The organism is Rothia mucilaginosa, assembly GCF_019334805.1.
In the GTDB taxonomy this organism is placed as follows: domain Bacteria; phylum Actinomycetota; class Actinomycetes; order Actinomycetales; family Micrococcaceae; genus Rothia; species Rothia mucilaginosa_C.
Window position 1 is genome coordinate 1,548,017 of the sequence record NZ_CP079822.1, and the last position, 18,933, is coordinate 1,566,949.

16 protein-coding genes are annotated in these 18,933 nt (G+C 58.1%); 7 read left to right on the forward strand and 9 right to left on the reverse strand.

What is annotated here, in order from left to right; translation table 11 throughout:
* Positions 1-91: 91 nt before the first annotated feature.
* Together LPB405_RS09070 and LPB405_RS06145 are read left to right on the forward strand one after the other, a co-directional pair.
* Entirely contained in the window at positions 92-640 is a 549-nt protein-coding gene (locus LPB405_RS09070; protein ID WP_257604874.1) for a DUF6609 family protein, read from the forward strand.
* Between the two features lie 84 nt (positions 641-724).
* Complete coding sequence (locus tag LPB405_RS06145; protein WP_219100711.1) at positions 725-1,744, forward strand: hypothetical protein; 1,020 nt, start codon at positions 725-727, stop codon at positions 1,742-1,744.
* A 399-nt stretch (positions 1,745-2,143) separates the two neighbouring features.
* On the opposite strand, the gene LPB405_RS06150 is transcribed toward LPB405_RS06145, so the two are convergent.
* The 3 genes from LPB405_RS06150 to LPB405_RS06160 form a co-directional block, all read right to left on the reverse strand.
* Positions 2,144-3,034 carry a peptide ABC transporter ATPase gene (locus tag LPB405_RS06150; RefSeq protein ID WP_219100713.1) on the reverse strand — a complete coding sequence of 297 codons (891 nt, stop codon included), beginning with the start codon at positions 3,032-3,034 and terminating at the stop codon, positions 2,144-2,146.
* Between the two features lie 284 nt (positions 3,035-3,318).
* Entirely contained in the window at positions 3,319-4,062 is a 744-nt protein-coding gene (locus tag LPB405_RS06155; protein ID WP_219100715.1) for a DUF6318 family protein, read from the reverse strand.
* Positions 4,063-4,532: 470 nt separating this feature from the next.
* Entirely contained in the window at positions 4,533-5,942 is a 1,410-nt protein-coding gene (locus LPB405_RS06160; protein ID WP_219100717.1) for a chloride channel protein, read from the reverse strand.
* 331 nt (positions 5,943-6,273) lie between these two features.
* On the opposite strand from LPB405_RS06160, the gene proC reads away from it, so the two are divergent.
* Positions 6,274-7,119 (forward strand): pyrroline-5-carboxylate reductase, encoded by an 846-nt coding sequence (gene proC, locus LPB405_RS06165; RefSeq protein ID WP_219100719.1) that lies wholly within the window; start codon positions 6,274-6,276, stop codon positions 7,117-7,119.
* A 132-nt stretch (positions 7,120-7,251) separates the two neighbouring features.
* Here the strand turns inward: proC and LPB405_RS06170 are convergent, their stop codons facing one another.
* Together LPB405_RS06170 and LPB405_RS06175 are read right to left on the reverse strand one after the other, a co-directional pair.
* Positions 7,252-7,914 carry a potassium channel family protein gene (locus LPB405_RS06170; RefSeq protein WP_005504725.1) on the reverse strand — a complete coding sequence of 221 codons (663 nt, stop codon included), beginning with the start codon at positions 7,912-7,914 and terminating at the stop codon, positions 7,252-7,254.
* Positions 7,907-9,526: a TrkH family potassium uptake protein gene (locus tag LPB405_RS06175; RefSeq protein ID WP_219100720.1), complete on the reverse strand. Its 1,620-nt coding sequence runs from the start codon at positions 9,524-9,526 to the stop codon at positions 7,907-7,909. The genes LPB405_RS06170 and LPB405_RS06175 overlap by 8 nt, the downstream gene beginning before the upstream one ends.
* Positions 9,527-9,948: 422 nt before the next feature.
* Here LPB405_RS06175 and LPB405_RS06180 point away from each other — a divergent pair, with 422 nt between their 5' ends.
* From LPB405_RS06180 to LPB405_RS06195, 4 genes are all read left to right on the forward strand, one after another.
* Positions 9,949-11,274, forward strand: a complete 1,326-nt coding sequence (locus tag LPB405_RS06180) for an ArsR/SmtB family transcription factor (RefSeq protein ID WP_219100722.1) — start codon at positions 9,949-9,951, stop codon at positions 11,272-11,274.
* Between the two features lie 95 nt (positions 11,275-11,369).
* Complete coding sequence (locus LPB405_RS06185; protein WP_219100724.1) at positions 11,370-13,436, forward strand: GntR family transcriptional regulator; 2,067 nt, start codon at positions 11,370-11,372, stop codon at positions 13,434-13,436.
* Positions 13,437-13,699: 263 nt separating this feature from the next.
* Entirely contained in the window at positions 13,700-13,798 is a 99-nt protein-coding gene (locus LPB405_RS06190; protein WP_005504750.1) for a 30S ribosomal protein bS22, read from the forward strand.
* A gap of 149 nt (positions 13,799-13,947) precedes the next feature.
* A complete protein-coding gene (locus LPB405_RS06195; protein ID WP_070507056.1) occupies positions 13,948-14,637 on the forward strand; it encodes a histidine phosphatase family protein in 690 nt (229 codons plus the stop codon).
* A 109-nt stretch (positions 14,638-14,746) separates the two neighbouring features.
* On the opposite strand, the gene LPB405_RS06200 is transcribed toward LPB405_RS06195, so the two are convergent.
* The 4 genes from LPB405_RS06200 to LPB405_RS06215 all read right to left on the reverse strand — a co-directional run bounded on the left by LPB405_RS06200 (position 14,747) and on the right by LPB405_RS06215 (position 18,849).
* Positions 14,747-15,187 carry a PLD nuclease N-terminal domain-containing protein gene (locus LPB405_RS06200; RefSeq protein WP_219100726.1) on the reverse strand — a complete coding sequence of 147 codons (441 nt, stop codon included), beginning with the start codon at positions 15,185-15,187 and terminating at the stop codon, positions 14,747-14,749.
* A 102-nt stretch (positions 15,188-15,289) separates the two neighbouring features.
* The gene (locus LPB405_RS06205; RefSeq protein WP_219100728.1) at positions 15,290-16,204 is read right to left on the reverse strand and encodes a 1,4-dihydroxy-2-naphthoate polyprenyltransferase; all 915 of its coding nucleotides are present in this window, start codon (positions 16,202-16,204) and stop codon (positions 15,290-15,292) included.
* Between the two features lie 126 nt (positions 16,205-16,330).
* Positions 16,331-17,725, reverse strand: a complete 1,395-nt coding sequence (locus tag LPB405_RS06210; RefSeq protein WP_219100730.1) for an AMP-binding protein — start codon at positions 17,723-17,725, stop codon at positions 16,331-16,333.
* Positions 17,726-17,895: 170 nt separating this feature from the next.
* Entirely contained in the window at positions 17,896-18,849 is a 954-nt protein-coding gene (locus tag LPB405_RS06215; protein ID WP_219100732.1) for a 1,4-dihydroxy-2-naphthoyl-CoA synthase, read from the reverse strand.
* Positions 18,850-18,933 lie beyond the last annotated feature (84 nt).

Sequence of the window (18,933 nt, forward strand, 5' to 3'; positions counted from 1 at the left end):
GGAGTATACTAAAACATGGCAGAATTTTTTATATTAAAATTTAGTGAAGTAACAAGAGAAGTGACTCTACGAGAGGCTATTGGAGGTATCGATGAGTTTTCTAAACTATAACAAAGATGAAAAGTTAGAATTTAACTATAAGAGGGCATGCGGCCTGTGGCTAATTGTGGTGGCAGTAGTTATAGCAATAGCTACCTTGGTCGGAGGAAAGCAAATAATAAACATGCAAGTATTCAGCATTGGCTACGTTATTAGCTTTTTCTCGATCAACATGAATAAAAAAGTGCTGAATAGACTATCCGATGGTCCTTCAAGTGAATTTCAAAATAAAGTATCCTCGTATGCTGTTGTTTTACTATTTGTCTTAATGGTTTTGCTGGGTGGCCCATTCTTTGCAACTGAAAATTGGAGATTGATTTGGCTAGGGGCACTGATGGCAACCGCACTGCATTTCTTCCCTTATTATTTTGTGCATGGAAAGTCAATGATATACCTGGGTCTTATCTGTGCCATTAATGTTTTCGCAGGATATGTTTGTGTCGACGTTCCACTAGAGGTAATTGCATATATTGATGCGGCAATTAAGCTCATCTTCGGAATCTATCTGCTATTCCTTTCAAAGCCGTCAAAGCAAATATAAGGCGCAGTTTGTCGATGTGCTAAAAAGCGGCCCCGGACGCACACACGCATCCGGGGCCGCCTGCTAGGAAAGGAACAATCACCGATGAAGAACCAACTACTGTTAGCGCAGGGGCTAGCTGAGGGATTCAGCTGGGATTATCTCTGGTATTGGACTCATGACCAGGATCTCGGCAAAGTGCTGATTTCCGCCGTCGCACCAATTGCAACGGCAGTTATCGCCGCTTTGAGTCTTATACTGACTGCTCGCAGGGAGACTAAGCAGATGGAACTCTCCAAACAAGGGATGCCACCTGAGTTAACTCGTTATAAGACTTGGCTCGAAGTGTCAGAGAAATATAAAGAGCTTGTCAAGTTTGGAAATGTAGATGCGCTTTCTGTAGCTTCTGAAGAATATAGGGAGATTGAAGCATCTCGAAAAGCTGCTCTTGAACGAGCTGTGTGGGAGCGAAAAGTTCTTAGTGTCTGTTCGGATACAAATGCCCAGAAAAAGATACTTAATCTTCCTGAACGGTTTATTGTTGGAGAGTATCTGAGTCTCCCCGGATATTTCCCTAAATTTCAATCAGCGCGTAGTGTGGTAGTGGAGTTCATTCTGCAGGGAATATTTTTCCTTCAGCTCTTGTCTAGTGTTTTTATGCCTGTATATCGCGATGTGAATTCTATTTTTAATCTATCGACTATTATTGAAGTTATATTTGCTTTGTTTTTAATTGGTTTATTGGTCTATCTCCCTAGCTCTCTTCGAAATTACGTTTGCTCTGAGAATCTTGCTGAGTACTCGTATCTTAAGGTTCTCCAGGGTTATCTGTCCAAGAAGGAGCTTAAAAACCTTCTAGCGATGGTAAATACCTATGGTAGAAATGCTGGAAGAGTGAGAGTTTCAATATGGGACAGAGATTATAGTGAGTATGTATGCCTCCCTGCTCATTGGAATATTAAATATGTCTCATTGTTGTTAAAGTCTTTGATAGCTGCTTCTCCGTATTGGGTGTTGTGTTTATTTTCTAGAATTATTCATGGAGAATGGGGCTATTACGGGAAATATAAGCCAGAGATATTTGGGGTTGAGGATAAAGAGGATTTGAAACAGGGGGCTATATGAGAAGTTTTAAAACTGTTTTTTAGTATCGAAGAGAAAATAAGGTTATCAAGATAGTTTCCTTATCGGGAGTGTGTGGGAGTGTCTTTAAATCGTATAGAATTTCGACCATAGGTTACCGTCTTCTGCCATGGTTTTTAACTACGACCGAAGACGCTAACCTATGGCGTAAATCCGTAACCCTATACCGAATCTCCGGCTGCGCCAGGTATGTGAGAGCTGGTCATGGGTTATGCCTTGCCTTTTCGTCGATAGGTTAGTGACTTTAATGCGGGTTAAAGACCCACGGTGAAGACACCAACCTATCGAAAACCTCGGTCTAAAAAACAGAGCGGCCCCGGATACACACACGCATCCGGGGCCGCCTGCTGCGGTTATTTATATGTTGGGTTAGAAACTGGTTTACATGTCGGGCCAGTCGCGGTGCAACGAATACTCCGTGTCCCCGTCACCGTTATCGTTCAGGTGCCAGCGCTGGCCGGTACGGATGTCTGCCTTGCGCAGGCGCGGGTTCGGGTTGTCCGGCTTGCCCATGGTCGGGTCGTTCTTGCAGCCCCAGCGAGTGTCGTCGTAGCTGCAGTCACCGGCTACGCGGCCCACATCAACCCACCACACACGCACCAGCAGCGGTTCAGCAGTGTCCTTCTTAACGACAGTACGCATAGCCTGCCACGGGCCACCATTAACGCGGTACCGGCCAGCATAAGAAACCGTTGCGTAGGCGTGGAAGTTGCCCGAACGCTTATACACATAACTGGTCGCAGTTGGTCGCGCTTTCGAGCCTGACTTCGGGTAGATGGGCTCACCGATGGTGTAGAAGCTATCCTCATCACCGTTGCCGTACTGGACGGTCATCTGTACCGGATAGGATTCGATTTCAACGTGACCAGCTGAGAGTTCGCCTTCCCAATAAGCAGCGGGGGCTTCAGCGTAGAAATTGACGTTGTCGCCCTTGTAAATATTGGGGTCGCCCTTAGCTCTGCCGGTGCCGTTACCGGAGTTATAGGACTGCTTTAGGATAGGCGGTCGGATATCGGTGTTAGCGAATTTGTCTTCAATTTCTTGAAGCATTTCAGCAGGGCTCGGTTTACGAGGCTCGCTGGGATTATTGGCGGTTAGGGTGCGGGATTCTACTGGGGTGCAGTAGGTTCCGATGCCGGAGGTATTGTAGTAACCGGTGTAGTCGTTGCCGTCGTCAGGCATCATCCAGGTGCGGAAATACTGTCCTGGCTGATGATCAGCGGTGACGCAGGAGTCTTTATCGGTGGTTGAAGCGTAATATTGACCGCCCATGCCATCATTTGCAAGATAATGCGTCTCTTCAAATTTTTGTTGTTGCTGTTGCTTTGCAGTTCTAAGATCATCTTGGGCAGACTCATGATTAGGATAAGCATTTGTTTGAGATATATCATCTACGTCATCATATGAAGAGGGAACGCTATATGGTGCTTTCACATCGGAAATACTATGATTGTTGCTATCTGAGGTGTCCTCTAAAGCGTAAATTAGATGTGAAGCAGGGCCAATAAAACCTATTACGCATGTCGCGCAGAACAGGGATAGTTGTTTTTTGTGCATTATTTAATAACTCCTTGTTCGCGGAGCTGCTTATTGGAAACATAACCAGACAGATACCAATAACCATCCTTATAGCGATAACGCATCATGAAAACTTCATTATTATCATGCTTGGTATTGGAATGCTCTGTCCTGCTTCCATCAGGATTGACATAGATGGCATAGGTCCAAAGGCGCCGAGTAAGAACCCAATACTCTTTTGCTTTATCGTCGTAATTGAGGGTGCTCTCTGCTTGAAAATCTGAGGTTCCCGCAATAACCCAGCCGCCGCGCTGATAAAGGCCCTCGATATCCTTGAGGAACTTAATATCCTTCTCGTAGGTATCCAGCATATAGGGCCATACATACTGCATATCACCGGTCTGAATACCGTAGTTACGGGCTCTGACCCAATCAGTCATCATCTCACGGAGACCAGCGAAGGTTTCGGGGTACTGTTGCGGCTTAGCCTTGGGAAGAGGGACGTTCTGAGCCATACCGTATTCATCAGCTTCACGGTATTCCCCATCCGGTGCCTTTGATCCGCCGGAGTAGCCGCGGGTAATGACAGGGCTCGGGGTTGCCGAAGCTGATGCAGATTCAGAGGTAGCCGCAGACGCCGAGGCAGTTTCACTCGGCGCGGCAGATGCGGTGGCTGCCGCCTCGTTATTTGCCTGCTGGCCACACGCCGCAAGCAGGGCCCCCAGGCCCATAAGCGCGCCGCTACCCAGCAAGGTACGGCGGTTGAAAATAGTCGAGTCCATAGAAGGTACGCTCCTATCGTCGGTGATGGTGTGATACATATGTGCATGTCGGGCCGTTATTCACAGGTCACGTCGACTGCCGGAAGAAAACAGCCCCGTAGCGCGCCCTTCAAACGCATCAATGCGCCATGGAACACTACAGTTACCACCATACCGCATGTTTGCCATCGTTTGCATTCTTTTGGTAGCTACGGTGATGAATCATCACTATTCGGATATTTCATTGCTTTATGCATCAAATATCTTTGCGCCCGCGGAGGCTCCGTGCCTGCGGAAATTCGGTCATGAGTTACGTACTTCGACCATGGGTTAGTGACTTTAGGCTGGGGTTTTAACCATTACCAAAGACGCTAGGTCATTACCGAAATCGCTAGGTCATGACCGAATCTCCACCCCGCACCGAGTAGCCCAAACAAAACAGGCGGCCCCGGACGCACACGCATCCGGGGCCGCCCGCTACCTGCCAGAGCCTACTTTTTAGCGCCGAACGCCCGCGTCCACGCCCAGCGCGTCAGCACCGCCGTGCCCACCGCAACCGCCATCGGCAGCCACGCACTCGCGCCCTGACCCGTAAAACCAATCAACAACGTCAACGCAGACAACGGCGCATTCATCGACACACCCAAAAACGCCGCCGTACCCGTCAACGCCGCCGCATACAACACCATCGACGCGCCACCCGGCACCCCGCCCAAACCCGGGAACGCCCACAGCACCAGCGCCGCCACACAAAATGCGGCCGCCGCACCCAACGCCAAACCCGGCGTCAACGTACCGCCGTACGAACCCGAACGCAGACTCAGCAGCACCACGGCAGCCTTCGCAACAGCCAACGCCAACACATACACTGCCGCCGCCGCGGTCAAACCGCCCGCCGCCGCATCCAACGACACATTAAACGTGTGCTGAGTCAGCAGACGACCATTACCCAGAATCTCCGGAAGCCACAGCGAAACCACCGCGACCAGCGCAAACGACAAAGGAATACGCCACAAAAGAGAACGATCCTTCGCCTTAATCTTCTCCGCACGCTGCGACAACGCCCTAAAACCCAACGCCAGCGGAGTCAACACCACACCCGTTAGCGCCGCCACCGTCAGCGTCGTTGCATCCAACGGAAGCTGCGGCACCGGGTACGTCGGCTCATTTACAATCACCAGATTCGCCGTGATTGTCGCCGTCCACACCGTCACCGCACCCACATACAGCGACCACAAGCTCAGACCCGCAGCCATCGCCTCCACAAGGTACACCACGCCACCAATCGGCACCTGATACACCGCCGCCAAACCGGACGCCGCACCCGCCGCCACCAGCAGGCGACGCTCACGATCACCCAGCAGCGCGGCACCGTCAGCGCCCACAAAACCAAGACGCTCCAGCAGATTCGAGGTACGGCCAGCCGCCAAAGCACCCAGCTCACGAGGCGCGACTTCCTTACCCACAGGAGAGCCCGCACCCACCGCAACAATCTGAATCACCGAATGCGAAATCTGCCGCCACAGCGACGGCGCACGATCCTCCTCAGTAGCACCCACAATCTGCGACTTCACACCGACCACACGCCGACCGCCCGACTGCAGGTAATACCAAACCAGCGCCACAAACGGCCCCAAAGCCGCCAGCACCAGGGCACGCCGCGCCGGGTCAGCGCCGTCAGTGACCATCGGGTGATGTCCCTCAGCCTGACCGAAAGTTAGCTCCTGCATAAAATCCAGAACATAATGCAGAACAATCGCGCCCAGGCCGCTGAACACGCCCGTGACCAGCGCGGCAAGGGTCAGCCCCAGCAGGAGGCGAAACGAAAAAGAACGGGAACCCGCAGGATTCTGCGGGCTATTCGGGGAAGAATTTGGGGAAGAACCAGTATGAGAAGACATAGAAAAGGGGTTTGTGTGTTGCGTGCTGTGTGGTGTTGGAGGCTCCATACCCGGCACAAACCGCCGGGCTGAAGCCGATTTAATTCTACGCCCGCACTATTTGCCCTCTCAGCGGTGTGCCAAAGATTGAAAGGCAGAGCGGCACAGCAGGGAAGACGCCCCAGAGTACGCACCCCAGAAAAGCACGCGCAGAAAAGCACATGGAACACGAGCCAGGTCACAAGCCCGTAGCCGCACCCGCTATGCTGGAAGGGTACGCCTCCACATGCCCGCCGCGCACAGCGCACCGCGCACCCGCAGGGCGCAGGCACCCCATTAGGAAGGATCAACGATGAGCGCAACTATTGCTTTTCTCGGCACCGGCTCCATGAACGGCTCCATCGCCGCAGGTCTGCTCGCTGCAGGCCACGACCCCGCCCACATCCGCGCCACCGTACGTAGCGAAGAATCTCGCGCCGCCCTCGCCCAGCGCCTCGGCGACAAGGTAGAAATCATCACCACCGGCGGCGAAGCTGACGGCAACCACAAGGCAACCGCCCACGCAGACGTCGTGCTGCTCGGCGTGAAGCCCTACGGCATTGTCGAGCTTGCCCGCGATATTGCACCCGCCCTCGCACCGAACGCCGTTGTGGTCTCCGTTGCTGCTGGCGTGACCCTCGAAACCCTCGCCGAGTGCCTTCCCGCAGGTCAGCCCATTGTTCGCTGCATGCCGAACACCCCCTCCTCCGTGGGCAAGGGTGTGCTCGCCATCTCCACCACCGACACCGTGAAGGACGAGCAGAAGAAGCTCGTCGAAGAGGTCCTGGGCACCGTCGGTCTGGTCGTTGAGGTCCGCGAAGACCAGATGGATGCGGTCACCGCCGTCTCCGGTTCTGGCCCAGCATACGCGTTCCTGCTTGCGGAGGCGATGGCCGCCGCCGGCGAGAAGCTCGGCCTGGATCACGACACCGCGCTCAAGCTTGCCAGCGCAACCGTTGCAGGTGCCGGCTTCCTGCTCGACACCAACCCGGATGCGCCCGCCCTGCGCCGCGCCGTGACCAGCCCGAACGGCACCACCGAGCGTGCACTGAACACCTTCGTGGACGGTGGCCTCTTCCAGCTGACCGAGGACGCGATGCGCGCCTGCGCCGCCCGCTCGGCGGAAATGAGCCAGCTGTACACCGCTGACGAGGACTAGTCATTACGGACTAACCAGCGGGGACTAATACCGTCCGGTAGCATCCCTTTGACTGGGTAAAACTACAGAAAACAGCCTCCTCCCGGCAGAACGGGAAGAGGCTGTTTTTCTATGTCTAGAGGAAAAACGCGCTCAGGGGCGCGCCGCGAAACGCTCAATCAAATCCACCTGACCGGACACAATCAGAATGTCGCGCGAGTGAATGCGGGTAGTCGCGTCCGCGTAGGTGAAGTCCTCACCGGGGGACTTAATACCAACCACAGACACGCCGTACTTGGAGCGGATATCCGACTCGGCGAGGGTGAAGCCGTGGGTTTCCTTCGGTGGGCGCATCTTCGCAATCGCGAAGTCGTCATCAAACTCAATGTAGTCCAGCAGTCGACCCGAGACGAGGTGCGCGGCGCGGCGGCCAGCGTCCGCCTCCGGGTAGACCACGTGGTGCGCGCCAATACGCTCCAGAATCTTGCCGTGCGCGGGGGTGATGGCCTTCGCCCAGATACGCTCCACTCCAATGTCTACGAGGTTCGCGGTAATCAGCACGGACGCCTCCACGGAGGTGCCCACGCCCACCACGGCGGAACCGAAATCGTCCGCACCCAACTGATGCAGGGTGTCGATATCGGTCGCATCGGCGGAGACCACGTGGGTCAGCACGCCGGACCATTTCTGCACCAGCTCGGGGTCCTTCTCGATGGCGAGAACCTCTTTATTCTGCAGGCGCAACTGGGCAGCCACAGCCGAACCGAAGCGTCCCAGGCCGATGACGAGGACGGGGGCGTTATGTGCACTAGCCAATGGTGGGCCTTTCTTCGGGGAACTTGTAGAGGCGGCGGTGTGAACGCATCGCCAGGCCGGTTGCGGCGGTTGTTGTACCCACACGACCAATGAGCATGAGCACACTGAGCACGTACACGCCTGCCGGAGGTAGGCTCGCGGAGAGGCCGTTTGAGAGGCCGCAGGTCGCGAAGGCAGAGATGACCTCGAAGATGACTTCTTTGAGATCTGCGCCGCTAATGATGAGAATCGATGCGGTGCCAACACCTACCACGGTAGCACCCATAACGATCACAGAGATGGCAATGCGCAGAGAGGATTCGGGGATGGTGCGATTGAACGCTACGACCTTCTGGTCACCTCGCGCCTCGGCAAGAATCGATAGGGCAATCACGGCGATGGTGGTGACCTTCACGCCGCCTGCGGTCGAGCCGGAGCCGCCACCAATGAACATGAGCGTATCCGTCAGCAGCGTGGAGACAGGGGTAATGCTGTTCATATCGACAAGATTGAAGCCTCCAGAACGCATCATGACGGAGGCAAAGATGGCGTTGAGAATCTTATCTCCGGACGAATAATTGCCAATGGTGGCGGGATTATTCCACTCGAAAGCACCCCAGAAGAAGGCACCGAAACCGAAGAAGAAGAGGGTGGTGACTATGGTCAGTTTTGCGGTGAGCTGCCAGTGCGATGGGCGGAAAGGGTTGCGCTGAATCGCAATGAACACGGGGAAGCCGAGCGAGCCGAGGAACACCGCGATGCAGATGGGTACGAGCAGGAAGAGATCGTGGCCGTAGGGTACGATGCCGTCCGAGTGCGGGGTGAATCCGGCGTTGTTGAATGCCGAAACCGAGTAGAAAATGCCGTGCCACAGAGCCTCGTGTGGTGCTTCGCCGAGCGCGAGGAAGCGCGGGGTGAGGAGCATTGCAATGAATGCTTCGATGGAGAAAGACGCGTACGCCACCGCTTTGACGATGCCGCCGACCTCGCCGAGTCGGCTAATATTCAGGTCTTCCTGGGCGATGAGTTTGGTGCGCAGACCCATTTTGCGGCCGATAGCCAGCGCCAGCAGGGAGGTGATGGTCAGCGTGCCCAGGCCACCCACCTGGCAGGCGAGAAGAATCATTGCCTGACCGAAGGTTGACCACTGATCTGCTGTGGAGACGGTGGTCAGACCGGTCACGGTGACCGCGCTGGTTGAGGTGAAGACCGCGTGGTGTAGCGCGACGCGCTGCCCGTCTGCCGAAGAAATCGGCAGGGACAGCATGATGGTGAAGAAGATGATGACTAGAAAGAAGGCACCGATTGCGGTGCGTGAGGGAGACGCCAGAACTGAGGAATCAATGAAGTCGCGGAAGCGTTCGAGAGTCTTCTGGTTGAACTCTAGTGGGGTTCGTTTGCGCTGAGTCTTGGGGTCTTCGTGGTCACGTAGGGTAGGCAGACGGTCAAGATCGATGCCGGGCACGCTGGTGAGGATGCTGAGCTTTTCAGCTTCGAGGCGGTCGCGGCGGCTTCGGCGAACCTGCTGCTTTTGCGGTTCGGAGGTGGCACCGCTGAGGGTGTCCCAGCGGCGGTTGAGCTGGCCCTGGGGGTGGTGGTGTCGGCGCCGGGTGCGGCGGAGTATGCGTCCCATGCGCCTCCTTCAGCGAGTGTCTGGGGGTTGGTGTGTTGATGTGTTGGGCGGCGGTTTGAGCCTGTGTTTAACGCCTTCTAGTGTATCGCGCCGGGTGCCTGCTGAGGGGGGTTGAGGCTCTGGTGGTTCGGGGGTAAATATGTGAGCTTGGAGAAGGCGTGCGGCTGGTTTTGTGGGGTGGAGCCACGAAAACTATATATTCTGTATTGGTTATATAAGTATTGAGGGGTTTGCTGGGTCGCATATGCCTAGGATGAGATACAGGAAATCAACATTAGATGTGATAGGCACTTCATGCTTTTCCCCCTTTCAAGGCTCCACGTTAGGTTAGTATTCAGGGGTCTTTCAGAATTTTTGAAGGTAATTTCTGTATCAGCCTCATTCTAAGCTTGAGGCGCCACTTTATATGTCATAATCGCTATATGCATTCTGATGTTTTTTCTGTCATCGCGGATCCGACTCGCCGCCGAATTGTGCGTATTCTCGCTGAGCAAACCCACACTGTGGGTGCAGTGGTTGAAAAGCTGGGCATGAGCCAGCCGACCATTTCGAAGCACCTGAAAGTCCTTCGCGATGCAGATGTGGTCTCCGTGACCGTGGAGGGGCAACGTCGCCTCTACTCCCTGAACCCGGATGTATTCGCCACCGTGACCGAGTGGATTAACGAGACCGTTCAGATTGCACGCCAGTCCAATGAGGCGCACGCACCCGTGGCACTGCCCGGTGGCGTGAGTGCATCTGCCTCCGACAATGCGACGGCTGAGAAGCCGGTCGAGAAGACCTCCGAAAAGAGTGCTCAGAAGCCCGAAGCGACCGACTCTGAGACTCTCACCGTTGAGGCACCCACCCCCGAGGAAATCGAGCAGGCTCGCATTCAGCGCGCCCGCGCACAGCACCTGACCCCCAGCGCGCGCATCTACTCGCGCCCTGCGGAACAAGCAGCTGACAGCACCGCTTCCGAAGCTGCCGCTGAGAAGGTGGGAGCTGTTGAGCCCACCCCGCAGGAAGAGGCAGTGGATAGCACCCCGATGCGCCCCTTCACTCCCGCATCCTACGGTTACGACGCTGGGGTGACCCCCGCGGCGTCGGCAACCCCCGCTCAGCCCACTACCCCTGCGGCACCTGCTGAGGCTAAGCCTGTCGTAGCGCAGAAGCCGGTAGCATTCCCTCAGCCTGCGGCTGTGGTGCCTTATGGCATCGACCCCGCTGCGGTTGTGGGTGGCTCGATTCAGCCTATCGCTGTGATCCCCGAGGCTGTTGTGCTTGAAAAGGTCGCCGAGGAAAAGGCTACCGACGAAAAGGCTGCAGCTGAGAAGCCTGTTGCACCCGCTGAATCCGTCAAGGAAGAAGCAACCCGCAAGGAATTTGCAGCTGAGGATTCTGTAGCTGAGGATTCTGCAGCTGAAAAGTCTGTGATTGAGAAGAACGTAGTGGATGAAGCCGCGGCAGAAGAGCCCGTGAAGGCTGAATCTGTTGAGGCTGAGTCTGTTGAGGAAGCAGCTTCGCCCGCAGAAGCTACTGAGAAGGCTGAACTCGGTAAGGCCGAGCCTGCCAATGATGAGCCCACCAATGATGAGCCTGTCGAGGGTGAGCCTGCTAAGGCTGAAACCTCCGCTGAGGAGCCCGAGTATCAGACCATGCCCGCCTACGATTCTGTGTACCGCCCCAACGCTGAGACGAACAGCGCTGAGGCGAAGGACAACCACCGTGGTGGCCTCTTCGGCTTCCTGCGTGGCCGCCGCCGCTAAGACGGGCGGCTAGGGTCTGCCCTGCCGATCACTTCCGGCATTAACTCTCTGTAAAACACACACTCACTCACTTTTTGACCGAAAGACGCATTCACGTGGCTATTCATCGTAAAATTCTGCGCTGGCTCGAGAACGAACTGTTCGAGGGCAACATTCAGCTGGGTCAAGATCTGCCCAGCGATAGCGAAATTGCGCGCGCTATTGGTGTGAGTCGTTCCCGTACCCGCGAGGCTCTGCGCACCCTGGAAGATATGGACCTGGTGCAACTGTACAACGGTCGCGGCAAGGAGATTCTGGTGCACCTGAGCGATGAGCCTGCCGCTGCTGCGAGTGCCGCTCTGCGCCTGCACATGTCCAGCTCGCGTTACCCGACTCGTGACCTGGTGCAGACCCGTATTCTGCTGGAGAGCTGGGCGATTGCGCGTATTGACCCGAAGACGGCATCTTTCGCGGAGATGGACGAGGTCCTGGCGCAGATGGAAGACTTCGACCTGTCGATTCGTGATTTCCTGGAGCTTCTGCTGACGTTCCACCACCAGGTGATGCGTTGCGGTGGTAATGAGTTGCTGGTGGGTCTGCTCGCGTCGGTGCGTCAGCCGAGTTTTGAGTCGATGCTGTCTCTGGTGGGTCGTATGCCGCTGTGGAGTAGCGCTGTTGAGCGTCTGCGTGCTGAGAGCCGCGCTATTGCGGAGGCGCTGAAGGCCGGCGACGCTGCGACTGCGCGTGCCATGGTGATTGGTCAGCTGCGCGGCATGTATTCCGATGCCGGTATTGATTTGGAGCAGGAGGCGACCTCTGCGAACGGTCTGCCGGGTGAGCCGATTGCTTCTGAGTTTGCGCCGGTTGATGTGGATGAGTTTGCCGCTGATGACTTTGATGATTTGATGCAGGATGACCCGTCCTTCGCCGATGTGGGGGCACTTCCTGCCGCGGATGCTCCTGTTGCGGCGCCGGATGAGCCGACTCAGGTTCCTGCTCCGGTTTCTGCTGCGGTGTCTGCGCAGTCTGAACCCGAGGTTGCCCACGGTGATGAGGCGGGGTCTGAGATTTCCTTCGGGCCGACTGATACCTCTGCTGATACTACAACTGGTGCGGATATTTCTGCTTCTGACAAGGCAGAACGTACGATTCCCGCTGCGTCTCAGCCCGCACCTGCTGCGGCTTCCGTAGCCACCGCACAGCCTGCCGCTCATTCGGTGAGCCCGGATGTGCCGCTGAGCTTCGGCACCCCGCGCCGTAGCACCGTCCCGGCCGCTTCTGCGGCTCCGGTATCTGGTGTCCAGGCGCCCGCCTCCCAGGCGCCCGCCTCCCAGGCGCCCGCCTCGCAGACTCCCAGCGGTCAGCTGCCGAGCCTCCCTGCCGCGTACGCGCAGGAAGAGGCTGAGGGTCCCGCGAAGGTTCTGCGTGCTTCTACGGCGGCTCCGCGTCGTCGTAGCGGTCAGATTATTTCTCCGGTGCGTGCGACCATTATTAAGCCGGTGGATCGTAGCAAGGTGCTGACTGCGCCTGCCCGTACCGTGCGTCCTGCGGCTGTTGTGACTGCTGCGGCTCCTGCGGAGACTGAGTCGGCTGAGAATGTTCTGCGTGCCCCTGCCCCTGCGCGCCAGGAGGCGCCCGCCGTTCAGCCTGCTGAGCCTACCCGCCTTGAGGCGGCTGCGACCATCCACGACACCTACGAGAAGCTTCCGCATGATGAGCCGGTGCAGGAGCGCGGCGGCATCTTCTCGAAGATGAAGCGTTTCTTCGGCGTGGACGTGTACGAGCCTGAGCACGATGAAGCCCAGGAGAGCGCTAAGAAGGAGCAAGCTGTGAAGGAGCAGGCTGCGAAGGCTGAAACGAAGCCTGAGCCCCAGCCCGAGCAGCCCGTCATTGACGAGGAGGCGCTGGCTCGTGCCGAGGCTGAGCGCGCTGAGCGTTTGAAGGCGTTGCACGCGGCAGCGGAGGAAGAATCCGCAGCGGAAAGCTCTGCTGAGAAGGCTTCTGTAGAAGAGCCGGTTGAAGAACCCGCTGAGGACCCCGCGCAGGAATCGGCTGAGGAGCCGGTTGAGACCGACTTCCAGACTGAGGAGAGCACTTCTGAGGGTGCTGTAGCTTCTTCCGGTTCGGTATTGTCTCATGGCCGCGCTAAGGGCTCGAAGAAGTCGAAGAAGAAGCGCCGTTAGGGCTGCCGAATCCCCATTTTGACCCGGAGATACCCTCGATATGCCCGTGGGAAAAGCGGAAATTCAGGGGAAAACTCCTGAAAAGCCGCTCTCGAATGGTGAAAATGGGGGTAAACCTAGTACTCTAGGTAGGTAGCGCTCTAAAACGCAAGGGTATTTCTGTGCCTAAAATGCGTTTTGGATCGGTTATACCGGTATAAATATCCCCGGGTAGCTACCGAGTCGAATGGCTCGGCCGGGTACGAGTAAAGTGAGGAAATCCTATGGGTTCCGTTATCAAGAAGCGCCGCAAGCGTATGTCCAAGAAGAAGCACCGCAAGCTGCTTCGTAAGACCCGCCACCAGCGCCGCAACAAGAAGTAAATAGACTTCTTTTGCCCCGCCTTCCGTATGGAGAGGCGGGGTTTTTGCGTTTCTGCAGTTTTGCGGGCTGGGTTTTATGCCGTGTTTTGTAGAGCGTATGTGCGGGTCACCTGTTTGGGGTGCGGCGCGCTATCTGAGAGACTGAGATTATGACTGAAACTTCCACCATTAAAGTTCACCTCATGCGTCACGGCGAGGTGCACAACCCCGAGCGTATCGTGTACGGCCGTCTGCCCGGCTACCGTCTGTCCGATAAGGGCCAGCAGATGGTGCGTCTGAGCGCGGAGGAGTTCGCGGCTCGTGCTGAGCGCGGCGCCCGTTTTGTGCATCTGGTCTGCTCGCCGTTGCAGCGTACCCGTGAGTCTGCCGCCCCGGTTGAGGAACTGCTGGGCCTGACCGCGCAGCCGGATGAGCGCGTCATTGAGGCGGATAACTACTTTGAGGGTCTGCACGTGAACGCGCAGGAGCTGCTGAAGAACCCGCGTCACTGGACTAAGCTGTACAACCCGGCGCGCCCCTCCTGGGGTGAGTCGTACCTGGATCAGATTCGCCGTATGGCTGCGGCTGTTCAGGATGCGGCGCGTACCGCCTACGAGCGCGGCGGCGAGGGTGCGGAGGCGATTATTGTGTCGCATCAGCTGCCGATTTGGATTACTCGCCTGGGTGTTGAGGGCCGCATGCTGCAGCATGACCCGCGCGCGCGTGAGTGCAACCTGGCGTCGATTACGACTCTGGCGTTTAGCACCACTGATTTTGAGCATGAGATGCCGCGTTTTGTGGAGTATTCGGAGCCTGCCGCGCCGCTGTACGGTGGCGTGATTCAGCTGCCCGGTAGCTAATCCCTAAAGCTGTTTTTGAGCATAGAGAAGAGGCTGTGAGCCCATCCGTCGCGGATGTGCCCACAGCCTCTTGCTGTAAATCTTAGGTGCGCGAGCCTGGCTACCCTGACTAGTTCTGCCCGTTACCCTGATTCGGGGTGCCGTCCTCAGGATCCTTACGCTCGGAATCCTTATGATCAGAACCCTGCTTGTTGTTCGATTCTGCCTCGCGGCTGCGGCGTTCGCGTTCTGCCTTTGCTTTGAGCCAGCGCAGGTACTCTTCATCATCGTCGGGGGAAGAGACCGAGGGCGCCGGGGTGTTGCGTCGCTGACCGAAGCCGGGGCGAGGACCGCCTGCCACGGGCTGTGCTGCTAGCTGTTCCTTGGGGCGGCCCAGGATGAGCCACATAATCGGGCCCACCACGGGGAAGAGCAGGGTGACGATAACCCACAGCCACTTGGGCAGAGTTCGCGCCTCGTGTGCGGGGGTGCGGACGGCGTCCAAGAGGGTGTAGAGGGTCAGCCCCACGATGAGGGCGGCGCCGCCAATAATCAGCATGGCTCGAATCATAAGCACTACTATGACATACCGCCGCGTTATTGCGGAACTATGAACCGGGTGCCCGCTAGCGGCTTAACGGCGCGGTAACCCGGCGTAGATTCGTACGTCGGCTTAGTATCCGGTGAACACCTGAACCTCGTGGCTAATAATATCCAGCGAACCGAGCCATACGGCGAGGGCAAGAATCATGGAGTACACGAGCGCCACAATACCCGCCTGCTTGAGCACGGGAATCAGCTCGCGGCCGCCGCGCGTCCACACGGTCACGCAGGAGTGGATGGTCGGGCCGACCAGCAGGAAGATCAGCAGGAACCAGGGGTTCTCATCGAGCAGGAGCACGCCCAGACCCAGGGCCAGCGCCATCTCCACGATGTAGGTGATGCGCGACCAGCGTTCGCCCAGGCGGACCGCCATGGTCAGCTTGCCCGCCTCAATGTCGGTGGGAATGTCACGTACGTTATTCGCCATGAGCAGCGCACAGGAAATCAGACCGATGCCGATAGCGCCAACCCAGCCGAGCAGGGTCAGGGTGTGCGCCTGCGTGTAGAGGGTGCCCAGGGTCGCAACCAGACCAAAGTAGACGAAGACGAATACATCGCCCAGGCCCATGTAGCCGTAGGGGTGCTTGCCGCCGGTGTAGCCCCACGCCGCGAAGACGCTGGAGGCGCCAATCGCCAGGAACCACCACTGGTTCGCCAGAGCCACCAGGGCAAGACCCGCAAGCATCGCTAGACCGAAGCAGGTGAAGGCGGCGTACTTGACGGAGCGGGGGCTTGCCACGCCGGAACCAACGAGGCGTAGCGGACCCACGCGGTCTTCGTCGGTGCCTTTGATGCCGTCGGAGTAGTCGTTGGCGTAGTTCACGCCGACCTGCAGGAAGAACGCGACGAGGAACGCCAAGAACGCGTAGAGCGGCTTGAATTCGTTGATCTCGTAGGCGGCAGCTGAGCCGGCAATAATGGGGGCGACGGCGAGCGGCAGGGTGCGCAGGCGAGCGCCTTCAATCCATTGGGCGGCAGTTGCCACGGGGGTTCCTTCCGGGTCTATGTGCGTATGATGCGTGGGTTTTGTGATGAGACGGGTTGTGACGGTGACGGTCAGGGCATGCGGGCGGGTGCGTGTGCGGGGTGACAACCCGCGGATGAGCTTGCTTTAGCCCTGACGGTAGTCTCTGTCCAGGATACTGTATATTTCTGCGCGGTCCGGCTTGCCGGTGCTGGTGAGCGGGAAATCCGGCAGGATGCTCAGCTGCTTGGGTGCGGCGGGGGCACCGAGCTTTTCGGCGCAGTGGGCACGCAGTAGGGCGCAGAGTTCTTCGTTCAGGGCGGGGCGATTCTCGGTAGATGTAGCCGCGGCACCGGCAGAAGGTACGAGCGTGACCGCGGCGGCGATGGCTGTGCCCCAGCGGGCATCGGATAGGCCGACTACGCAGGCTTCGCGTACGGAGGGGTGCTCTTCGAGGACGGTCGCTACGGCGCGGGCGGAGATTTTTACGCCTCCGCTGATGAGCACGTCGTCGCTACGACCGAGCACCTGCAGGTGCGGCTCAACACTGCTGAAGCTACTGGTCGCAGAGCTATTGGCAGAGTCCATGAGACCGTAGTCGTCGGTGCGGTACCAGCGGGTGCCGTCGGCGGCGATGAAGAAGTGCTCGGCGGTGCGGGCAGCGTCGCCAATGTAGCCGCTGGCGAGGTGCGCTCCGCTGATCCAAATACGACCCACCTGCGCCGGCTTCCCCTCAACATCCGGCACGGCGGGCATACCTTCTTCGGGCACGAGCTCCACCCGCACGCCGGGCAGAACAGAGCCGGAGTAGACGCATCCGCCGGCGGTTTCGGCACTACCGTAGGTGGTCACCGTATTTAGCCCCAGCGCGGTGGAGGCGGCGAGCAGGTCGGCGCTGGCGGGGGCGCCTCCGAGCAGGATGCCGGTGAAGGAGCCGAGCGCCTCGTGAATTTCAGCGCCCAGGTGCGGGTTGGCGTCCGCGCTTTCGAGCAGCTTATGCAGCTGGGTGGGCACCAGAGAGATAAACCGGCGCGCCGAGCTCATGCGCTCAACCGCCTGCAGCAAAACTTCGGGGCTAAAGTGCACCGGTTCGGTCACGGAGCGGGCAATGACCGGGGCGGTACCGGCGAGCACGGAGCGGGCGAGCACCTGAGCACCGGCAATATAGTGCGCGGGAAGCGCCAGGAGCCACTGCGAGGCGGCATCGGAGTTTGAGCCGAAGAAGCGCTCGGTAGCTGCCGCACTGGCGGCAAGAGCTCGCGCGGTCAGCGCGGTGCGTTTGGGGGTTCCGGTCGAGCCGGAGGTGCCCACCACCAGGGCAATAGGTTCCGTAACCTCTACACCCTTAGAGCCCGTGCTTTCCGCCTCTGCACTCTCCGCACCCGCATCCGCCGCGTACCCGCCCAGTAGTTGCTCAAAGGCGCCCAGCATGGCGTGAGGGTCGGCGGGCTGATCGGCACGCACCTGTACCGCCTGCGGATGCAGGGCAACCTCCTGCGGGGCGGGGGAGGGCATGAGCCCGGGTACGGGGGTGTTCATCATGGCTAAATCCTTAGCGGCTGTTTGTAGCGGCTGCGTGCTGTCATGCGCCGGTGTCATATGCCGGTGCGGCATCAAATGCGCCGGAGCCGGATTCTTAGCTGAGGTTCTCAGGGTTGAATCCGGCTCCGAGCCTATGCATCTGAAACTACTTCTGTAGAAGGGGCTGTCTCTTAGAAGTAGTAGGGGTAGTTGGACCAGTCCGGGTCACGCTTCTGCAAGAACGCGTCGCGGCCCTCCACAGCCTCGTCGGTCATGTATGCCATGCGGGTTGCCTCACCAGCGAAGACCTGCTGGCCGAGCATGCCGTCATCGGGCAGGTTGAAGGCGTACTTGAGCATGCGGATTGCCTGCGGGGACTGGCGAGCAATGTGCGCCGCGTATTCCAGGCCCTTGTTCTCGAGCTCTGCGTGGGGAACGACGTCGTTGACTGCGCCCATTTCGTACATGCGCTGTGCGTCGTATTCCTTGGCGAGGAAGAAGATTTCGCGGGCGAACTTCTGACCCACCTGGCGTGCGAGCAGCGCCGAACCGTAGCCTGCGTCGAAGGAGCCGACGGTTGCGTCGGTCTGCTTGAACTTGCCGTACTCTTCGGAGGCGATGGTCAGGTCAGCAACTACGTGCAGGGAGTGGCCGCCGCCTGCAGCCCAGCCGGAGACGAGGGCGATAACGACCTTGGGCATGGTGCGGATGAGGCGCTGCACTTCCAGGATGTGCAGTCGGCCTGCGCGTGCCGGGTCGATGCTTTCTGCGGTGTCGCCGCTGGCGTAGTGGTAGCCGTCGCGACCGCGGATGCGCTGGTCGCCGCCGGAGCAGAATGCCCAGCCACCGTCCTTGGCGGAGGGGCCGTTGCCGGTGAGCAGTACGGTGCCCACGTTAGAGGTCATGCGGGCGTGGTCGAGGGCGCGGTAGAGCTCGTCCACGGTGTGCGGGCGGAACGCGTTGCGCACCTCGGGGCGGTCGAATGCGATGCGTACGGTGGGCAGATCGCGTACGATTTCGCCGTTTTCGTCGCGCTCAACCTGGCGGTGGTAGGTGATGTCGGTGAAGTCTTCGAAGCCTTCGACGACGCGCCAGTCGGCGGGGTTGAAGATGTCCGAGACTTTTTCGGGAAGTTGTGCAGTCATAGACCCTATTCTACGTTGCCCGGGCGTTGTCTGAGGTTGTGGCATGGGTTGCCCAAGCATATAAGAAGGCCCGGACCGCGTGTG